12 protein-coding genes are annotated in these 18,848 nt (G+C 63.0%); 7 read left to right on the plus strand and 5 right to left on the minus strand.

The genetic code is table 11. From position 1 onward, the window contains the following. Nucleotides 1-127 precede the first annotated feature (127 nt). Entirely contained in the window at nucleotides 128-2,374 is a 2,247-nt protein-coding gene (locus H7A12_15895) for a TonB-dependent receptor (GenBank protein MCP5322264.1), read from the minus strand. 237 nt (nucleotides 2,375-2,611) lie between these two features. Here H7A12_15895 and H7A12_15900 point away from each other — a divergent pair, with 237 nt between their 5' ends. Continuing rightward, entirely contained in the window at nucleotides 2,612-4,726 is a 2,115-nt protein-coding gene (locus H7A12_15900; protein ID MCP5322265.1) for a PQQ-dependent dehydrogenase, methanol/ethanol family, read from the plus strand. Between the two features lie 67 nt (nucleotides 4,727-4,793). On the opposite strand, the gene H7A12_15905 is transcribed toward H7A12_15900, so the two are convergent. The 3 genes from H7A12_15905 to H7A12_15915 form a co-directional block, all read right to left on the minus strand. After that, entirely contained in the window at nucleotides 4,794-7,175 is a 2,382-nt protein-coding gene (locus H7A12_15905) for a membrane-bound PQQ-dependent dehydrogenase, glucose/quinate/shikimate family (GenBank protein ID MCP5322266.1), read from the minus strand. 37 nt (nucleotides 7,176-7,212) lie between these two features. Further along, on the minus strand, nucleotides 7,213-7,986 hold the full coding sequence (locus tag H7A12_15910; protein ID MCP5322267.1) for an SDR family oxidoreductase: 774 nt from the start codon (nucleotides 7,984-7,986) through the stop codon (nucleotides 7,213-7,215). Nucleotides 7,987-8,070: 84 nt separating this feature from the next. Next, nucleotides 8,071-10,350, minus strand: a complete 2,280-nt coding sequence (locus H7A12_15915) for a TonB-dependent receptor (GenBank protein MCP5322268.1) — start codon at nucleotides 10,348-10,350, stop codon at nucleotides 8,071-8,073. A 245-nt stretch (nucleotides 10,351-10,595) separates the two neighbouring features. Here H7A12_15915 and H7A12_15920 point away from each other — a divergent pair, with 245 nt between their 5' ends. The 6 genes from H7A12_15920 to H7A12_15945 all read left to right on the plus strand — a co-directional run bounded on the left by H7A12_15920 (nucleotide 10,596) and on the right by H7A12_15945 (nucleotide 17,466). After that, complete coding sequence (locus tag H7A12_15920) at nucleotides 10,596-12,077, plus strand: FAD-dependent oxidoreductase (protein MCP5322269.1); 1,482 nt, start codon at nucleotides 10,596-10,598, stop codon at nucleotides 12,075-12,077. A gap of 164 nt (nucleotides 12,078-12,241) precedes the next feature. Further along, complete coding sequence (locus H7A12_15925; protein MCP5322270.1) at nucleotides 12,242-13,729, plus strand: FAD-binding protein; 1,488 nt, start codon at nucleotides 12,242-12,244, stop codon at nucleotides 13,727-13,729. Further along, nucleotides 13,729-14,811: a glycolate oxidase subunit GlcE gene (gene glcE / locus H7A12_15930; protein MCP5322271.1), complete on the plus strand. Its 1,083-nt coding sequence runs from the start codon at nucleotides 13,729-13,731 to the stop codon at nucleotides 14,809-14,811. Before H7A12_15925 ends, glcE begins: the two co-directional genes overlap by 1 nt. A 2-nt stretch (nucleotides 14,812-14,813) precedes the next feature. Continuing rightward, on the plus strand, nucleotides 14,814-16,043 hold the full coding sequence (gene glcF / locus H7A12_15935) for a glycolate oxidase subunit GlcF (protein MCP5322272.1): 1,230 nt from the start codon (nucleotides 14,814-14,816) through the stop codon (nucleotides 16,041-16,043). After that, nucleotides 16,040-16,426, plus strand: a complete 387-nt coding sequence (locus tag H7A12_15940) for a nuclear transport factor 2 family protein (GenBank protein ID MCP5322273.1) — start codon at nucleotides 16,040-16,042, stop codon at nucleotides 16,424-16,426. Before glcF ends, H7A12_15940 begins: the two co-directional genes overlap by 4 nt. 59 nt (nucleotides 16,427-16,485) lie before the next feature. Then, nucleotides 16,486-17,466 (plus strand): LLM class flavin-dependent oxidoreductase, encoded by a 981-nt coding sequence (locus H7A12_15945; protein ID MCP5322274.1) that lies wholly within the window; start codon nucleotides 16,486-16,488, stop codon nucleotides 17,464-17,466. A gap of 63 nt (nucleotides 17,467-17,529) precedes the next feature. Here the strand turns inward: H7A12_15945 and H7A12_15950 are convergent, their stop codons facing one another. Next, nucleotides 17,530-18,831 carry an MFS transporter gene (locus tag H7A12_15950; GenBank protein ID MCP5322275.1) on the minus strand — a complete coding sequence of 434 codons (1,302 nt, stop codon included), beginning with the start codon at nucleotides 18,829-18,831 and terminating at the stop codon, nucleotides 17,530-17,532. Nucleotides 18,832-18,848 lie beyond the last annotated feature (17 nt).

Below are 18,848 nucleotides of genomic sequence, written 5' to 3' on the forward strand. Positions count from 1 at the left end.
GCCACTGTGCCGGGAGGAACTATCCGTATGGAGCGCGAAAGACCAGGGGGCTTCACCAAGATGAAGCCCTCGTCAAGACCTGTAGCCACATCGCAATATCATCAGGCCAGAAGAAGCGCATCCCGAATCAGAACTTGTATTTGAAATTCACTCCGTATGCGCGGCTGTCACCAAGCTCGGCCAGCCAGCCGAAGGCCCCGTCGCGCGCGAGTTCAAAGGATGAAATGTAATCCTTGTCCGTGAGGTTTTTCCCCCAGAGCGACAGAGACCAGGCACCGTCGACAGACGTGAGGCCTGCGCTCGCGTTGACGAGCGTGTAGTCATCCATGACGGTCCGTCGATCCAGCGTGCTCGAGCCCTGCGTCTCGTCGCGATACATGACTTCTCCCCGCAGGAACCACTTGAGGTTCGTGTTGCTGATCGGCACCTCATAGAGGCCTGCGAGGTTCCAGGTCCATGGGCTGTTGCCATTGATGCGCTTACCCGACAGATCCTGCGTGCAACGCGGGTGTCCGACTTTCTGGTCATCGTTGCACTCGGCGTACTTGAAGTCGTCGAATTTGGCATCGATGTAGGCCAGCGAACCCTCGAGAGTGAAGTTGTCGTTGACCATCCAAGTGAACTCCCCCTCCACGCCGGGTATGTGGACGGACGCAGCGTTCTGTATGTAGCTCGTTCCGCCGACCGGATCCGGGCTGTTGACCTGGAAGTCCTTGTATTTCGTATAAAAGACACTGGCGGCCCAGCGCAGGCGCCGATCGAAGGACAGGCCCTTCACGCCAATCTCAAAATTGTCTACCGTCTCCTCGTCGAACTTCGGCAACCTCGAACTCAGGGTGTTGTGTCCACCGGCCTTGAACCCCCGGTCATAGCCACCATACAGGTTGACCTCGTCGCTGATCTTGTACGCAACCTTTGCCGTACCGCTCACCGATGTCCACTTGTCCTTTTGTGCGGGTACGGCACGGGACGGAACCGCGCCAAAGGCACCGACATTGATCAGGTTGTCGACGCGGTCGTCCTTTTCGACTTCCGAATAGCGCAACCCCGCAGTCAGCGTCCAGCGATCGTCGAACTGGTAGATGTTATGGGTGAAAATCGCATGATCCGTGCCGCGCCGATCACCGAAGGACTGCAGCGGTGTGCTGCGCGCCGGCGATTTCGTCAGGATGTTGGTGATCGACCGCAGCTTCGTGTCCTCGTAGAAGGCACCGATGATCGACGACAGGGATTCACCGTCATAGGTGAGTCTCAGCTCCTGGGTGAGTGATTTGTCGTCCACATAGCCCAAGAAAGAGAACGTACCGAACAAGCCCCTGGAGGTGTTGTTGACGCCACCGGGACGACCACCCTTGTCACTGTCTCTGCTGAACTTCTGGTGTCCGGTAATCGATACCAGAGACCATGCATCATTGATTTTCCACGACACGCGCAGCGCAGCGTTGGTGGTCGTCTGATCATGCCCATTACCAGCGTCCGCCTGCGCCTTTCTGTCGAAGACGCGGATGGGGAGCAGCTGGGTGTGCGTCGCCGCAGCGAACCCTAGCGTGGACGTACCATAGGACGTCTGTTCTTTCATCATGTCTCTGACTTTAACCTGGTGCCGCTCTACCGTGAGAATCGCCTCTGCATCATCCCCGATTCGCTGCAGAACACGCAGCCGCCCACCCCAGGTATCCGTCTCTCCCTGCTTGCTGGTGACGACGTTCTTGATTTCGCTCTCTCTGGTCGTCCAGTAACCACTGAACCGCGCTGCCGTGGCACTTCCCAGTGGAAGGTTCACTGCCCCGCGGTATTCCTGCAGATCGAAATTCCCGACGTTGAGATCCAGATTTCCCTCGATCCCATCCGTACTGGGTTTTATCGTGTGAATGGCGATGGCTCCGGAAGCCACTTCCTTGCCGAACAGCGTGGCCTGGGGGCCCTTGAGCACTTCGATCCGGTCGATATCCGAGAAATTCGTGAACGCATTGTCGATGCGGCTCAGAGGCACATCATCAACGAATATGCCGACGGAGGGCCTGATTCCTTCGATGTACTTGGTGACCCCGATTCCCCTCACATATATGGTGGAACCAAGACCACCAGCTGGGCCGTCAATCGCGACACCCGGGGTGAGCTTGCCCAGTTCGCTGAAATTCATGATATTGGCGGCGCTGAGCTGATCACCGGAGAGAACCGACACGAAAATCGGTACGTCCTGGATGCGCTGTTCACGTTTCTGGGCCGTGACGACAATTTCTTCGAGTTCGGGGGCAGCCATCACCGACTGCTGACCGCTTGAAAGAACGGCGGCGGCGATTCCGAGTGTCAGCAAGGAAGGCCTCTTGAATCGACGGGCTGACGAAGTCGCGCGGCAGTTGTCATGGCTCATGTTGCTTACCCCTGTTTTGTTCTTGCTTGCAGTTGAAGCGCTGAAATGCCCACTGCGCATGGGCGATGGCACGCTCGTGATCTCACGGGATTCGTATTCTTTATATAAATATTGCAATGTCGATGACCGTATCATCGTCACTCGCTCGTGTCAAGAGACTCTCGCTTGACAAGCAGCAACCTGCCCGCTCCAATCACTTGCACCGCACCAATCACACCATCGGCCCGAGCCATCGACGTGAGTAAGTTGTTCGCGAGCAAGGCACGTCGGGCTTTGATGGCCGTGATGGGCATCGCCTCGTCGCTTTTCCTCCTGTCATGGGCGAATGCGAACGACGGCGCATGGAAGGCTCCGGCAGATCGGTCAGAAGCCGATTGGAGCATGCATGGAAACGCATCTGACGCCACTCACTACAGTCCGCTCGGGCAAATCGACCAGACAAACGTGCATCGCCTGGGATTGCTCTGGTACTACGACATCCCCCCGGTGGTCAGCGTCCAGGCCGCACCGCTCGCCATCGACGGCGTGCTGTATTTCGCCACGGGCTACAGCGTCATCCATGCGATGAATGCCCGTACCGGCAAGCTGCTCTGGAGGTACGACCCCGAGGTCTACAAGTTCGCGGGATCAAGCGCCATGCGTGCGGCCTGGGGGATACGCGGCATCGCCTGCCTTGACGGCAAGATCTACACCGGGACACACGATGGCAGGCTCATTGCGCTCGATGCCGAAACCGGAAAGCTTGCCTGGAGCGTCCAGACGACGACGCCGAATGACGGCCGCTACATCACCGGTGCGCCGCTGGTATTCAAGGACACCGTGATCATCGGCCATGCCGGAGCCGATTACGCGCCCATTCGAGGTTACGTGACGGCCTATGATGCCAGGACCGGCGAGCTTCGCTGGCGCTTCTATACAGTCCCCGGGGAACCGGGCAAGAAGGATGGTGCGGCATCCGATGCAGTTCTCGAGAAATTGGCGCAACCCACCTGGCACGGGGAATGGTGGAGGTTCGGCGGCGGAGGCACGGTATGGAACGCCATGACCTACGACCGGAAATTCAACCAGGTCTATCTCGGCACCGGAAACGGTTTTCCATGGAACCAGAAGATCAGGAGCCCTGGCGGAGGGGACAACCTGTTCCTGGCGTCGATCGTCGCACTCGATGCAGATTCTGGCGAATACCGCTGGCATTACCAGGTCAACCCAGGCGAAACCTGGGACTACAACGCTGCGATGGACATGGAACTGGCGGAGCTGGTCATCGATGGACGCCAGAGATCCGTGCTGCTGCAAGCGCCCAAGAACGGTTTCTTCTACGTCATCGACCGCAAAAACGGCGAACTCCTGTCCGCCGAAAAAATAGCCCGGGTGAACTGGGCCACATCGATCGATCTGAAATCCGGTCGTCCGGTCGAAAATCCCGAAGCGCGCTACGCCGATGGCAAGACTTTCGTCCTCTACCCATCCCAACAGGGAGCACACAACATCCAGACGATGTCATTCAACCCTGGCACCGGACTCGCCTACATACCGGTGCTCGAATTCGGCATGCCATTCGTTGACCCGCCAGACGGTCTCGACAACTGGACGCCCAAGCCGAATTGGGTGCTGAACGGCGGGGTTGGCAGTGCCGCAGGCGTTCGGTTCGATCCGCCCATTTCCGGCCTGCTTGCGTGGAACCCAGCGACACAGCAGGAGATCTGGAGGAAATCAGGGTGGCCCGGCATGTTTCACGGCGGAACGATCACCACAGCGGGGAACCTGGTTTTTCAGGGGCGTGCCGATGGCAGCTTCTTCGCCTATGCCGCAGATTCCGGCAAGGAACTCTGGCGTTTCGACGCCCAGGCGGGAATCGTCTCCCAGCCGATCAGCTATCAGGTGGACGGCCGTCAGTTCATCACCCTGATCGTGGGCTATCGTGGCTTCGGCGGACCAAGCGGCTATCAACCCGAATGGGACTACTACACGCAACAGCGACGCGTACTCACGTTTGCCCTCGATGCACCGCTGTCGCTTCCGCCGCAGGATCGCCGCGTGCGCGAGTTCATCGACGCGCCGTCATTCACGGTTGAGGGGAGCAAGGCAATAGCCGGCGCTTCGGTGTTCGCAACATATTGTGCGCGCTGCCATGGGGCGAATGCCCAATCCGGTGGTGCGGCGCCGGACTTGAGGAAATCATTGCGCGTAGCGGATTTCGCTGCCATCAAGACGGTCGTGCACGGTGGTGCGTTGCTGCCTCGAGGCATGCCGCAATTTGCCGAGTTCAATGATTCCCGGATCGAGGAACTGCAACACTTCATCATTCGCGAAGCCCGCAGCGTCAAAAGCGACGCCCGTTCCGGAAAATGACGCTTCAGCCAAATTCTTGCAACGTCGCCGGTCCCTTCCGCGTATTCCCGATGGCCAAGCAATGCCTTTACTGCGGCCGGGCTGCCGGACGCTCGTTGCCCTCGATGCTGTAGGCGACCACGTAGTCGCCGATCGTCGTCTGCATGAACGCATGGCCGCCGGCGGCGATCACCACGTACTGCTTGCCGGTGCGCGGCGAGACGTAGCTCATCGGCGTTGCCTGCCCACCGGCAGGCAGTCTTGCCTTCCAGATTTCCTTGCCACTGCCGAGATCGAAGGCGCGCAGATAATTGTCCATCGCCGCACCGATGAACACGAGGCCACCCGCGGTGATCAGCGGGCCGCCCTGGCTGAAGACCCCGGGAACCGGGATTCCCAGCGGCGCATGGTCTTCCGTCGTTCCAAGCGGGCGATCCCACAGGATCCTGTGGTTCCTGTAATCGATTGCTGCCAGCTTGCCCCACGGGGGTGCATTGCACGGCACGCCGAACGGAGAGCCGAAGGGACGTTCGGTGCGAACCGCGTAGGGCGTGCCCTTCATCGGCGAGAACGCCGCGGTTCCTTCGACCACGATGCCGTCCGACTTGGGAGCTTCCGCCCGGGGTATGAGCTGGAAGGTAGCAGCCATGTACGACGTGGGCACGACCAGGATGCCGCGCGCCGGATCGACCGCCAGGCTACCCCAGTTCATGAACCCGTTGTTGCCCGGATAGACCAGGCTTCTTTGCAGCGAAGGCGGCGTGAAGCGACCCAGGTAACGCAGCTTGCGGTACTCGATCCGGCACCACATCTGGTCGAGCGGGGTACCGCCCCACATATCCTCCTCGCGGATCGGCGGCGGCACCAGGCTCGGGAACGCGAGCGAGACCGGCTGGGTCGGGGAATAGCGTTCGCCCTCGACGTCGCCGGCGGGGAACGGATGCTCTTCGACGGGGCCGATCGGGTTGCCATTCCTGCGGTCCAGCACGAAGATCTCGCCCTGCTTGGTCGCCTGGATCAGCGCCGGGACCAGCTCTCCGTCGAGCGGCAGATCGACCAGCACGGGCTGGGATGCGACGTCGTAGTCCCACAGATCGTGGTGCACCGTCTGGAAGGACCAGTGCACCTTGCCGGTATTCACGTCGAGCGCGACCACGGAACTGCTGTAGCGCTCCATTTCCGGAGTACGGTGCGCACCGTAGTAATCCGGCGGAGCGTTGCCGGTCGGGATATAGACCAGGCCGAGCTTCTCGTCGGCGCTGAACAGGCTCCACGCGTTCGGCGAACCGCGCACATAGGTATCGCCGGGCTCAGGCTCGGCGTTGGGATCCGCCCGCCCCGCGTCCCAGCTCCACACCTGGCGACCACTCAGCACGTCGAACGCTCTCACCACACCGGAAGGCTCGTCGGTCGCCATGTTGTCGAGCACGAAACTGCCGACCACCGCGATATCGCCGACGACGATCGCCGGCGAGGTCGTGAAGTGGATGCCGCCCTTCACGTCACCAAGCCCGGTGCGAAGCGAAACCTCGCCCCCCGAGCCGAAGTCCGCACACAGACTTCCCGTCCTTGCATCGAGCGCAATCATGCGTCCGTCGATCGTTGCCACGAGAATGCGGCTGGCACAGCTCGCGAGCCCTGCCGTACTGCTGGAGTGGTGATACGAGACACCACGGCACGCCTGGGTATAGACCCCGGTAGTATCGACCTCGGGGTCATGGCGCCAGCGCTCGGCACCGGTGTCCGCATCCAGCGCAATCACGATATTGCGCGGCGTGCACAGATACAGCGTGTCACCCACCTGCAGCGGTGTGGCTTCGAACATCTGCGGTGCAGAACCACGTCCGTTGCTTCCCGGCAGATCACCACTGCGGTAGGTCCAGGCGACTTTCAGCTCGGATACGTTCTGCGTGGTGATCTGCGACGCAGCCGAGAAACGTGTGCCGGCCTTGTTGCTGCCGTAGTCGGCCCAGTCCGCAGCCGGCCCGGAAGCTGCATCGGGTGGCACGCTCGCGGGAACGCCGCTCGTGTCGTTGCGAAGCAGCAGCACGGCACCGCCAAGCACCACCACCGCGGCCGTGATCGTGAACGCGACGTGCCGGCGCATCCACGGCAGCAACATCAGCACCAGGAAACCGAACGGCATGCCGAGGCGAGGCAGCAGCAACCAGAACGCTGCGCCGACCTCGGCCAGCGCCCAGACGATCGTCGCGATGAAATACCCCGCGTAGATCCATACACCCAGCGAGCGACCACGACAGATCAGGACGCCTGCGACCAGGTGGGCAAGGCCCGCGGGCAGGTAGTAGGCCGAGCCGCCCAGAGAAAGCAGACGACCACCACCGACGACGAGCAGGATGCCGACGATCACCAGCACGCTGCCCAAGGCACAGCGCAGCAGGCGTTGCAGCCCTGTCACGGTGCGTGTATCCGTCGAATCGAATGCCTGCGGCCGGGATTGCGTAGCCATGCTTGTTTTTCTCCCCCGCCCTGCGGCGGTGTCTGCCTCACTCTATCTCGGCATCGACGCACGCCTGTCGTGCCGAAAGCCCGCCATCGACCGGCAGGATCGCACCGTTCACGTAGGAACTGTCTGCACCCGCGAGGAACAGCACCGCGGATGCGATTTCATCCGGTGATCCGCAGCGCGAATACGCCTCGATCGCGGCGCGTGTCCTGCGCCCGCCGGGAGTCGTATCGAACCATTCGAGCAGTGGCTTGGTGGCGGCATTCGGGAGCACGCAATTGACCCGTACTCCGGCCTTGAAGTTCTCCAGTGCCGCGGTCTGCGTGAGGCTGATCACGCCCGCCTTCGCGGCACCGTAGACGCCGAGACCAGGTGCGCCGCCGACTCCGGCTGCCGACCCGATATTGATGATGGAGCCGCTCTTCTGGTTACGCATCGGCCCCAGCGCCGCGCGGATGCCGTAGAAGGTCGACGACAGGCAGGCGTCCAGCACGTGATGCCAATCCTTGTCGCCGAGTTCACGCAGGAAGCCGGGCACCGTGAAGCCGACGTTGTTCACGAGGATGTCGAGACGACCGAAGCGGCGCACCGTTTCGGTCACCATCGCATCGATCCGGGCCGAGGACTTCACGTCGCAGGCCCAGGGAACGGCACGCGGTCCGAGCGCGTGGGCAACGCCTCGGGCCTTCTCTTCGTCGATATCGCAAACGACGACCGTGGCCCCCTCCGCGACAAAGCGCCTGGCTATGGCCTCGCCGATGCCGCCTGTACCGCCGGCACCGGTGACGATCGCGATCTGATTCTCCAGACGCATCACGAGTCCTCCTCTTGGCTTGATGCGGGCCGCAGCGCAGCCCGCACCATCACCGTCACGCTCAGGCAGCCCGCACCGTCACGCTCAGAAGGTTATACGCGCATCGATACCGTAGCGGCGCGGCTCGAGCCAGTACTTGCCTGCGAACCCGAGATCACCAAAGTCGATGCCGTCACCCACGTTGTCGTGATTGGTCAGGTTGTCACCCCAGACGCCAAGCTCCCATGTGCCCATGTCGCCCAGCTGCATGTCTCCCAGCGACACGCGTGCACTGAGGTTCTTGCGGCCCGGATCGTGGATGTCCCGGTTGAACGGCGTGTCCCGATCGACCGCAAACATATACCGCTCCGAGCTCTGGGCATAATCCAGGCGCGCAGTCAGCTCTCCGAACGACAGGCGCGGGAACACGTATTCCGCACCGAGGTGCCAGTTGCTCTTCGTCAACTGCACGAAGCGCGCCTCGTTCGAAATGTCGATCACCTGGTTCGTGTTCCGGTCACGATACATGTACTTCTTGTACTCGGGATCGGTGTAACCCCAGTCGGCGGTCAGCGTGAGGCTGTCGGTCACTGCGGCCGCCAGCTCGAACTCGAAGCCCTGGAATTGCGCCTTGCCTGCGTTGACGACGGTCGCAGCCGAACCTGACGTGTTGGCCAGGAACTGTGATACCTGCATATCGTCGTAGTCGGTGCGGTACACGGCCAGGTTGGCACGCACTCGCTGGTCCCACCACTCGGTCTTCAGGCCCGCTTCGTAGGCTGTTGCCTTCTCGGCGCCGAAACTCGCTGGCATTGCTGCACGCGGCGAAAAACCACCGGCCTTGTAACCCGTCGACACGCGGGCATAACCCATGATGTCGTCCGTGAACTGGTAGTTGGCCGACAGCAGCCACGAGGTGTTGCTGAAATTCTTGCTCGGCTTCTGGGTGAAACTGCTCGACCAGAAACTCTTCTCGTCCTCCGTGTAGCGTGCACCGAGCGAGATCTCGAGCTTGTCGTTGAGGATCATCGGCCTGTAACTGACCTGACCGAAAGCCGCCTTCGACTTGGTCGCGCCGCCAAAGGCCGACAGCGGATACAGGTTTATCCCTGCGCCCCCGGGAGGGGTAAGAAAGCTCGGAAGCACATACGTGAGCCGCTGCCGGTTGTGCTCGGCGGCTTTTTCCTTGAAGTAGAACACGCCGGCGACGTACTTCCAGCGCTCGGTGCTGCCGAGGATCTGCAGCTCCTCCGAAAACTGATGCTGGTTCTGGGGCGCGTTGTTACAGTTGTACGGTCCGTTCAGGTCCGCGACGCCCGTCGACTGATAGGCAAAGTATGCATCCAGGTAGCCCGTCTCGCCGCGCATGACGCCGTTGCCGGTCAGCGCGCAGATCGTGTCCTGCTCGAAGGTGCGGTACGCCGTGATCGACTTCAGCGACAAGGCATCGTTCAGCGCATACTCCAGCGTGAGTCCGGTGCCTTTCACTTCGCCCTTGCTGTAGAAGCGGCCATCGAATGGCGCCTGCTCGCCGCTGTTCAACCGCTTCGGCGTGATCACGAACGGCGCCCCACCATGACTCGGCGAGTTGCCGTAGTAATTGCGCACGTCGGGGGTGGCGGCAACCATCTGGAAGAACACCGGGCTGCCCTTGCGCTTGCCGTAATCAAACGACAGATCGGCGGTAAAGCGGTCCGTGAAATCACCGTGCAGACCAACCCAGATCGAATCGGCCTTCAACGAACCGGGATCCTCCTTGTTGCTGGCCAGACGGTTGTTGAAATAGCCGTCGCGCTCGCGGTGCATGTACGCGATCGTTGCCTTGATCGGGGAGCTCCCCAGCAGACCGGTATCGACGCGCGCGCGCGCGTACCAGTCGTTGAAACGCCCGTAGCCCGCCTTCAGATCGGCGCCGGATTCGTCGGTCGGCTTCTTGGTCACGAGCTGTACCGCGCCACCGGTCGTATTGCGACCGAACAGCGTTCCCTGCGGCCCGCGCAGCACCTCGATGCGCTCGAGGTCCACCAGGTCGAACAGCGCTCCCGCCGTGCGCGCGATATAGACGCCGTCCATATAGATACCTACGCCGGCTTCGGCGTTTGCCGCCGGCTCGTTCTGGCCGATGCCACGGATATAGACCTGTGCGGCATTCAGGCTGCTGGTCTGCTGCGTGATCATCACGTTCGGAACCAGTTGCCCCAGCTTGGTGGCATCCACCACATTCAGCTTGTCGAGCAGATTGCCCGAGAGCGCCGTCACGGCGACCGGGATCTGTTGCAGCGACTCTTCCTGGCGCCGCGCCGTCACGGTGATTTCCTCGAGTCCGGCAGAGCGGTGCTCGGTCTGCGCGCTGGCTTCGGGAACCAGGCAGACGGCGGAGAGCATCGCCACGCTGCTGATGAGCTTCGAAAGGGTTCGCACCTTGGCCATGGGTGTACGCCTCCTGGGCGGTTGTTGCTTGTAGTTCGGGCAAAACGGAGAACTTTCTGATATTGGGTGCAATGCCCGCCTGCGGCAACTACAGAACGGCTCACTCACCCGCATGAATCAGCTCAATTTCAAATCCTTGCTGCACGCGTCCCGGATGGCATGATGCATTCCGCAAGGCAGGCTGTACGGAGAGAACGAAGATGAGCGATCCGGGAAATGCATCGGTCAACCACCCGCTGCTGCTTGCCGGCGTACCCGGCTGGGATGCGACGGTCGATGTGCTGATCGTCGGCTACGGCGCTGCCGGCGCCTGTGCCGCACTGGAGGCGGCGCGCGCGGGAGCCGAGGTCTGCATCGTCGAGGCAAGCGGCACATACGGCGGTGCCTCGGCGCTGTCTTCCGGCGAAATCTACGCCGGCGGCGGGGGCGGCACCCCGATCCAGCGCGCGGCGGGTTACGAAGACGCCAGCGACGACATGTACCGCTACCTGATGATGGCGGGAGGTCCGGATGCCGATACAGCCAAGGTACGCCTTTACGTCGACCGCAGCCTCGAGCACTTCGACTGGATGCAACAGCAGGGCGTCCCGTTCAAGAACTCGCATATCCGCGAGCGGATCCTCGAACCCGCAACCGATGACTGCCTGGTATGGAGCGGCAGCGAGGAAGCCTGGCCATTCTCGGCGCACGCCAGGCCCTGCCCGCGCGGTTTCATGCCACAGTGGACCGGCGGCAGCACCGGCAGACAGATGATGGACGTACTTGCCGCACGCGTGGCGGAGCTGCCGATCGATGTGCACCTTGAAACACGCTGCACGGCACTGGTGGTCGACCCGAGTGGCAGGGTTTGCGGCATCGCCGCGCGCAGCACGGGGCGCACGGTGTTCCTGCAGGCACGGCGCGGCGTGATCCTGTGCGCAGGCGGCTTCATCATGAACCAGGATATGGTCAGGCAGCACGCACCACTCGCGCTGCGTGCCAACCGGCCAATCGGCGCGCTCGACGACGGCTCGGGAATCCTGCTCGGGCAAAGCGTCGGCGGACACGCAATCCACATGGACGAGATATTCGCAACGCTGCCGCAGTACCCACCGGAGCAGAACATCCACGGCATCTTCATCGACGGGCACGGACAGCGATTCATCAACGAGGACTGCTACCACGGCCGCGTCACCCAATACATGCTGCGCCGTAGCGGTACCCGTTTCTGGCTGCTGCTGGACCAGTCAAGCTACGTGGAGCAGCCGTTCCAGGAGTTCTTCAGGATCGGGATCGGCGCAACCGGCGAAACCTGGGCCGAAGTCGAAGCCGAACTCGCGCTGCCGGCAGGCGCGCTGACGGGGACGGTCGACTTCTACAACCGCCATGCAGCCGAAGGTCGCGATCCGCTGTTTCACAAGGTCACTCGCTGGCTGCGCCCGCTGGTGCAGCCGCCGTTCGTGGCACTCGACTTTCGCATCGATCACGCACTGTGCTCCACCTTCACGCTGGGTGGACTCGACACCCTGCCGGGAGGCGACGTGCTCGATGCCGCACGCAAACCGGTTCCCGGACTGTTTGCCGCAGGGCGCACTGCCTGCGGCATCCCGCGCTGGGGCGAGGGCTACAGCTCGGGAATGTCGATCGGCGACGCCACGTTCTTCGGACGCATGGCGGGGCAGTCGGCAGCCATTGCGCAGTAGCCGTAAACACGACGCTCTTGATCAGCAACGACAAAAGTACGGCTGCTCGCCATTCTGTCTGCTCGCCATTCTTCCGGAAACCGCGACTCTGTGTTGCAATCCCGAATGAATCCGCATGCGTCCCATCCACCCCGATCGACGACGCGTGGAAAGTGGAGAATCGAATGCCAGCAAGCTCCGCCATCAGGATCGACACCGGGCGTCAGCGCGAGGTGTTGCGGGCACTGCGCGAGGTGCTGCCCGCGCACTGCCTGCTGCATCGCGAGGAGGACACGCGCCCCTACGAATGCGACGGGCTGACGCTGCAGCGGCGGCTGCCGATGGTCGTGGCCTTGCCGGAAAGCGAGGGACAGGTCGCGCAGGTGCTGCGCAGCTGCCACACACTGGGCGTACCGGTGGTGCCACGCGGGGCAGGCACGGGGCTGTCGGGCGGCTGCACTCCGCTAGCGGATGGGGTTCTGCTGTCCACGGCGAAACTCAACCGCATCCTGCAGATCGACCCGCTGGCGCGCATTGCCCGCGTGCAGCCCGGCGTGCGCAATCTGGCGGTTTCCGAAGCCGCCGCGCCACACGGGCTCTACTACGCTCCGGACCCATCCAGCCAGATCGCGTGCACCATCGGCGGCAACGTCGCCGAAAACGCCGGCGGCGTGCACTGCCTGAAATACGGCCTGACCGTGCACAACGTACTGCGCGTGCGCGGCCTGACCATGGAAGGTGAATGCGTCGAATTCGGCTCGGAGGCACTCGACGCGCCGGGGCTCGAGCTGCTGGCGCTGCTCGTCGGCTCCGAGGGAATGCTGGTCGTGATCACCGAGGTCAGCGTGAAGCTGCTGCCGCGACCGCAGCTTGCGCGCTGCGTGATGGCGAGCTTCGATAATGTGTCCAGCGCCGGCGACGGCGTTGCCGCGATCATCGCCGCCGGGCTGATCCCGGCCGGACTGGAAATGATGGACCAGCCGGCTGCGCGGATGGTCGAGCCGTTCGTGAACGCTGGCTACGACCTCGAGGCGGCAGCGATCCTGCTGGTCGAGGCCGACGGCACACCCGAGGAAGTCGACGACGAGATCGCGCAGATCATGCAGGTGCTCCGGCAGGCCGGAGCCACCCGTATCGCGGTCTCGGACTCGGAGGCCGAACGCCTGAAGTTCTGGGCCGGACGCAAGGCGGCGTTCCCGGCAGCCGGTCGCGTATCGCCGGCGTATTACTGCATGGACGGCACCATCCCGCGCCGGCGCCTTGGCGAGATGCTCGCAGCCATCCAGCAGATGGAACAGAAGTACGTCCTGCGCTGCCCGAATGTCTTCCACGCCGGCGACGGGAACCTGCACCCGCTGATCCTGTTCGACGACAACGACCCCGACCAGCGCCAACGCGCGGAAGCCTTCGGCGTCGAGATCCTCGAGCTGAGCGTCGCGCTCGGCGGCACCATCACCGGCGAGCACGGCGTGGGGCTCGAGAAGATCACGCAGATGTGCACCCAGTTCGCTCCGGAGGCGCTCGCGCGATTCCACGGGATCAAGCACGCCTTCGACCCGTCAGGGCTGCTGAACCCGGACAAGGCGATTCCCACGCTGCACCGCTGCGCCGAGTACGGACGCATGAAGGTGGTCGGCGGCAGACTGCCGTTCCCGGAGCTGGAGCGTTTCTGATGGACGCCACCGCCGCAATACTGCAACAACAGGTGCGCGAGGCGATGCACGCGGGGACGCCACTGCACATCCGTGCCGGCGGCAGCAAGGACTTCTACGGCAACGCCTGCAGCGGCGAGCTGCTCGACCCGTGCAGCCACGCCGGCATCGTGGCCTACGAACCCTCCGAACTCGTGATCACCGCCCGTGCCGGCACCCCGCTGGCCGAACTCGAGGCAACACTCGACGCAAGCAACCAGATGCTCGCGTTCGAACCTCCGCACTTCGGTACGGGGGCAACCGTTGGCGGCTGCGTGGCCGCCGGACTGTCCGGGCCACGGCGCGCCAGCGCCGGAGCAGTGCGCGATTTCGTGCTCGGCGCAAGACTGCTTTCGGGCGGGGCGGAGATCGCAGCATTCGGCGGCACCGTGATGAAGAACGTGGCCGGCTACGACGTATCGCGGCTGCTCGTCGGCAGCCTCGGCGTGCTCGGAGTCGTCCTCGAGGTATCGCTGAAGGTGACGCCGAAGCCGGCGACGGAAGCAACGCTTCGCTTCGACATGGACCAGCACAGCGCGCTGCAGCGCATGAACGTCTGGGGCGGGCAGCCATTGCCGGTGTCGGCAACCGCCTGGAACGGTGCAACGGGCACCGGAACCGGCATCCTGCACGTGCGCCTGTCCGGTGCACGTGCCGCGGTTGCCGCAGCCTGTTCGCGACTGGGCGGTGAACGTCTCGACGAAGCTGATGCCGCGTGTTTCTGGCACGCGCTGCGCGAACACGGCGACCCGTACTTTGCGGGCGATGCGCCACTGTGGCGGCTCGGCCTGCCTGCGACGGCTGCACCGGTCGGGCTCGATGGCCCGCAACTGATCGAATGGGGTGGTGCGCAGCGCTGGCTGCGCACGCATGCAGCCGCTGCCGAGGTGCGCGAACAGGCACGCGCACGCGGCGGCCACGCCACGCTGTTTCGCGGCAGCACGGACGAACACGGCGTGTTCACGCCACTCGCTGCACCCATCGCGGCGATTCACCGACGGCTCAAGGCCGAATTCGATCCGGCCGGGATACTGAACCCGGGCCGCCTGTATCCGGGGCTCTGACGATGCAGACGGAGCTGGCGGATTTCATGAAGGACACGCCCGACGGCGAAGAGGCAGCGGCGATCATCGGCCGATGCGTGCACTGCGGTTTCTGCAACGCGACCTGCCCGAGCTACCAGTTGCTTGGCGATGAACTCGACGGGCCGCGCGGGCGCATCTACCTGATCAAGCAGGTACTCGAAGGCAGCACGCCGAGCGCATCCACCCGACTGCATCTCGATCGCTGCCTGGGTTGCCGCGCCTGCGAGACGACCTGCCCATCCGGGGTGCAGTACGGACGCCTGCTCGATATCGGCAGGAGTGCGGTTGCACAACGGACTCGCCGCCCGGCAGGGCAGGCAGCGCTGCGCTGGCTGTTGCGCACCGGCCTCAGCAGCCGCCTCTTCGCCCCGGCACTTGCGCTCGGACGCGTCCTGCGTCCGCTGCTGCCTGCGGTGCTGCGCGACCACATACCGCTCGCACGCGCTCCCGGTGCGTGGCCAGCGCGCCCACATTCGCGCCGGATGCTGCTGCTCGCCGGCTGCGTGCAACCCGCCATGCTGCCGAACATCAACGCGGCGACTGCACGCGTCCTCGACGCACTCGGCGTCCAGCTCGTGGTGCCGCCGCACGCCGGTTGCTGCGGTGCGCTGCACCAGCACCTCGATGATCCCGTCGGTGCTCAGCGCATGGCTCGGCGCAACATCGACGCGTGGTGGCCACACATCGAGTCGGGCTGCGAAGCGATCCTGGTGAACGCGAGTGGCTGCGGAGCACATGTAACCGAATACGCGCACCTGCTGCGCCACGATCCCGGCTACGCTGAGCGGGCACGGCGCGTGAGCACGCTGGCGAAGGATCCGTGCGAGGTGCTGCCCGCACTGCTGGCAATGCGGCCGATCCGCCAGCCACGGCAGCGACCACGCGTGACGTTTCACCCACCGTGTACGCTGCAGCACGGCCTGAAGATCCGGGGAGCCGTCGAAACCATGCTGACGGCGCTCGGATGCGAACTGCTGCCGTACGCGGAAACGCATCTGTGCTGCGGCGCGGCCGGCACCTATTCGCTGACCCAGCCCGAAATTGCCGATGCCCTGCGCGAGCGCAAGCTGATGCACCTGGGCAACGCGGCACCGGAGCTGATCCTGTCGACAAACGTGGGCTGCATCGCACACCTGCAGGCCGGCACGAAGACACCGGTGAGACACTGGATCGAATGGCTGGACGACAACATCAAGGAGATCTGCCCATGACCCTGAGCGACACCGACCGGATCGAACTGCAAGCGCTGCTGATGCGCTACACACATATCCTCGACTACGGCAACGTCGATGATCTGGACACGATCTGGACTGCGGACAGCGAGTTCCAGGTCGACGAGCCACCGTTTCATATGCAGGGGCTCGACCAGATCAAGCAGACCCTGCGTGGAACCCGGAACACGTTCCCGCACGTACGCCATGTGGTGAGCAACTGCTACGTCGACGCGCAGGGCGACGACGCCTGCGTGATGGCCTATCTGCAGATCGTGGATACACGGGAAATGAAAGCGACGGTGTTTGCGCGCTACATCGACCGCTGTGTCCGGACGCCGCAGGGCTGGCGTATCCGCAGCCGCCATTGCATCAGTGGCTGAGGCTGCGTCCCGCACTCGCATCGCACACCCGGAAACAGGCTCCAGCGGGAGGTTTGATCGTGACGCAACTCGTCATCCGTTTCGACATGCGCAATCCGCAGCCCGGCACGCCCAAGGCGGCGCTCTACGAGGCCGCTCTCGACATGGCGGTCTGGGCAGACCGCGCGGGTTTCGACATCCTCGAGGTTAGCGAGCACCACGGCGCGGAGGACGGCTACATTCCATCACCGGTGGTGCTTGCGGCGGCCTTCGCGGCACGCACGAAGAAAATCCGCATCCGCCTCACGATGGTCACGCTGCCGTTCAACCACCCGCTGCGCATCGCCGAAGACATCGCCGTGCTCGACATCATCAGCAACGGGCGCGTTCAGGCAGGCTTCGCAGGTGGCTACGTGCCGCGCGAGTTCACGATGTTCGGCGTCGAGCGCGCCCGACGCGGGCTGATCGTCGAGCGCAGCGTGGAAACCATCAAACGCGCGTGGACCGGCGAACCCTTCGAATTCGAAGGCAGACGCGTGTGCGTGCGACCCACGCCGGTGCAACAGCCACACCCGCCGATCTGGCTCGGCGGCTCATCGCCGGCAGCAGCAAGGCGCGCCGCACGCATCGCGGATCATTTCTACACCACCGAACAGGCGTTATTCGATATCTACCGCCAGACCGCGATCGAGCTGGGCAAGACCGATCCGGGCCCCTGGGCGAACATCGGCAGCGGCTTCTTCCTGGTAGCCGATGACCCCGAGGCCGAGGCGCGCCGCATGGCGCCGTACATCCTGCACGAGTGCAACTCCTACGGCCGCTGGGTGGCCACCGAAAACCCCGAAGCGCAATTCCAGTACCACGAAGTGACCGACGTCGCGCCGCTGCTGCAGAGTGGCCTCTATCCGATCCTGCGTCCCGAAGCAGCGCTCGCCGAAATCGAGCGCCGCGGCCCCAATGGAGCGATCAGCCTGCACCCGCTGATCAGTGGTCTGCCACCCGAAATCGGCTGGGAGCAGCTCGAATATTTCGAGCGGTGGGTGATGCCGCGTATCGGGTGATTCAGGCAGGTCCAGGCTTGCTAAAACCGCTTGCCTGGTCACCTTCAGAACGAAATCCGATTGTCATTGGCCTACAGCCTGCCGGCGCCTTTTTTCAGTCAGACAGAGTGCACCGAAGATCGCGAATAACACGATTGGAGCGATGACCACCGCCTGGAAGGACCGTTCCGCCGCAAACGCAAGGACCCGTTGCAGTTCCGGTCCTGGCACCAGCATAGCGAATGCAGCCTCCCCGCCAGCGGCTTCGAGTTTTGCCCGATCATAAATTCTGCCAATCCAAGGCAGCACGAAATAGATCGCCATTGCCCCCGCAAAACCAACGATGCCAATGCTCCATGAACCACCGCGCGGATAACGCCGCGCTACTGCTGCCAGCATGGTCGGCCACATGAAGGAAACGCCCAGCGCCCACGATGTTGCAGCAGCAAGCGCGGCGAGAGGTGTCGATGCGATGCTCAGTAGATAGAGTCCGACCGCGGCGGGAACCGTAGAAATCCACAGAAGCCCCATATCGGAGAAGCGATGCTCAAGTGCACCTGCAAAATGACGCATGACGAACATGATCGACGCCACATAGGCCAACACCAAAATGCCCGGCATACCAACAGTCTGCGTCAACGCGATATCGACCCATGATCCAGGAGCGAGCTCTGCCGATGCGGTCAGGAACATGATGGCGAAGAATATCCAGAAAGTCGGTCGCTTGAACGGCTCCGCCAGCATCTCCTTGAAAGGCACGCCGAGAACGGTACTTTCTGTCGGTGGAAAGTCCTGGGTCATGGCCCACACGCCAAACACAATCGCCGGCACAATAATCAAAGCGATCGAAGCTCGCCAATCGAGTCCAAGATTTTCAAGGAACAGCAGGCCAACCAGACCTCCAAACACGATCCCCGCCGGCCACCAGGCATGAAGGCGATTGAGCTGGCCTGTCTTGTCATCGGGATACAGGGCTGCAGTAATCGGATTGATTGTCGCCTCCGTGGCCCCCCAACCGAAACCACAGACGATCATCCCACTCGTGAGCATGCCATAGACCGCCGAGATACCCTGCACAGAAGGAGAAAGCAGAATCAGGAGTGGTCCAACGATAAAGCAGACCGAGGCGAACAGGATCGTACGCTTCGCACCGAACACGTCCAGCAAAGGGCTGATCACGAGCAGTGACAAGGCAAAGCCAAGAAAGGAATTCCCCAGTGCCGCTGCGATCATCTCCCCCGAACGGAGAGGGGCCGCCTGGTCAAGCAACGCCACCTTGATTGCGCCGGATACGCCGGTACGTATCGAAAATGACAAGGCAGCAGTAAACAGGGCCAAGACGCAAATCCAGAAAAGGGATCTGCGGTTCAGATACTCTTTTGTCATTTTTCTTGCCCCTTCCT

The organism is Pseudomonadales bacterium (assembly GCA_024234165.1).
Classification (GTDB): Bacteria; Pseudomonadota; Gammaproteobacteria; order Pseudomonadales; family UBA5518; genus UBA5518.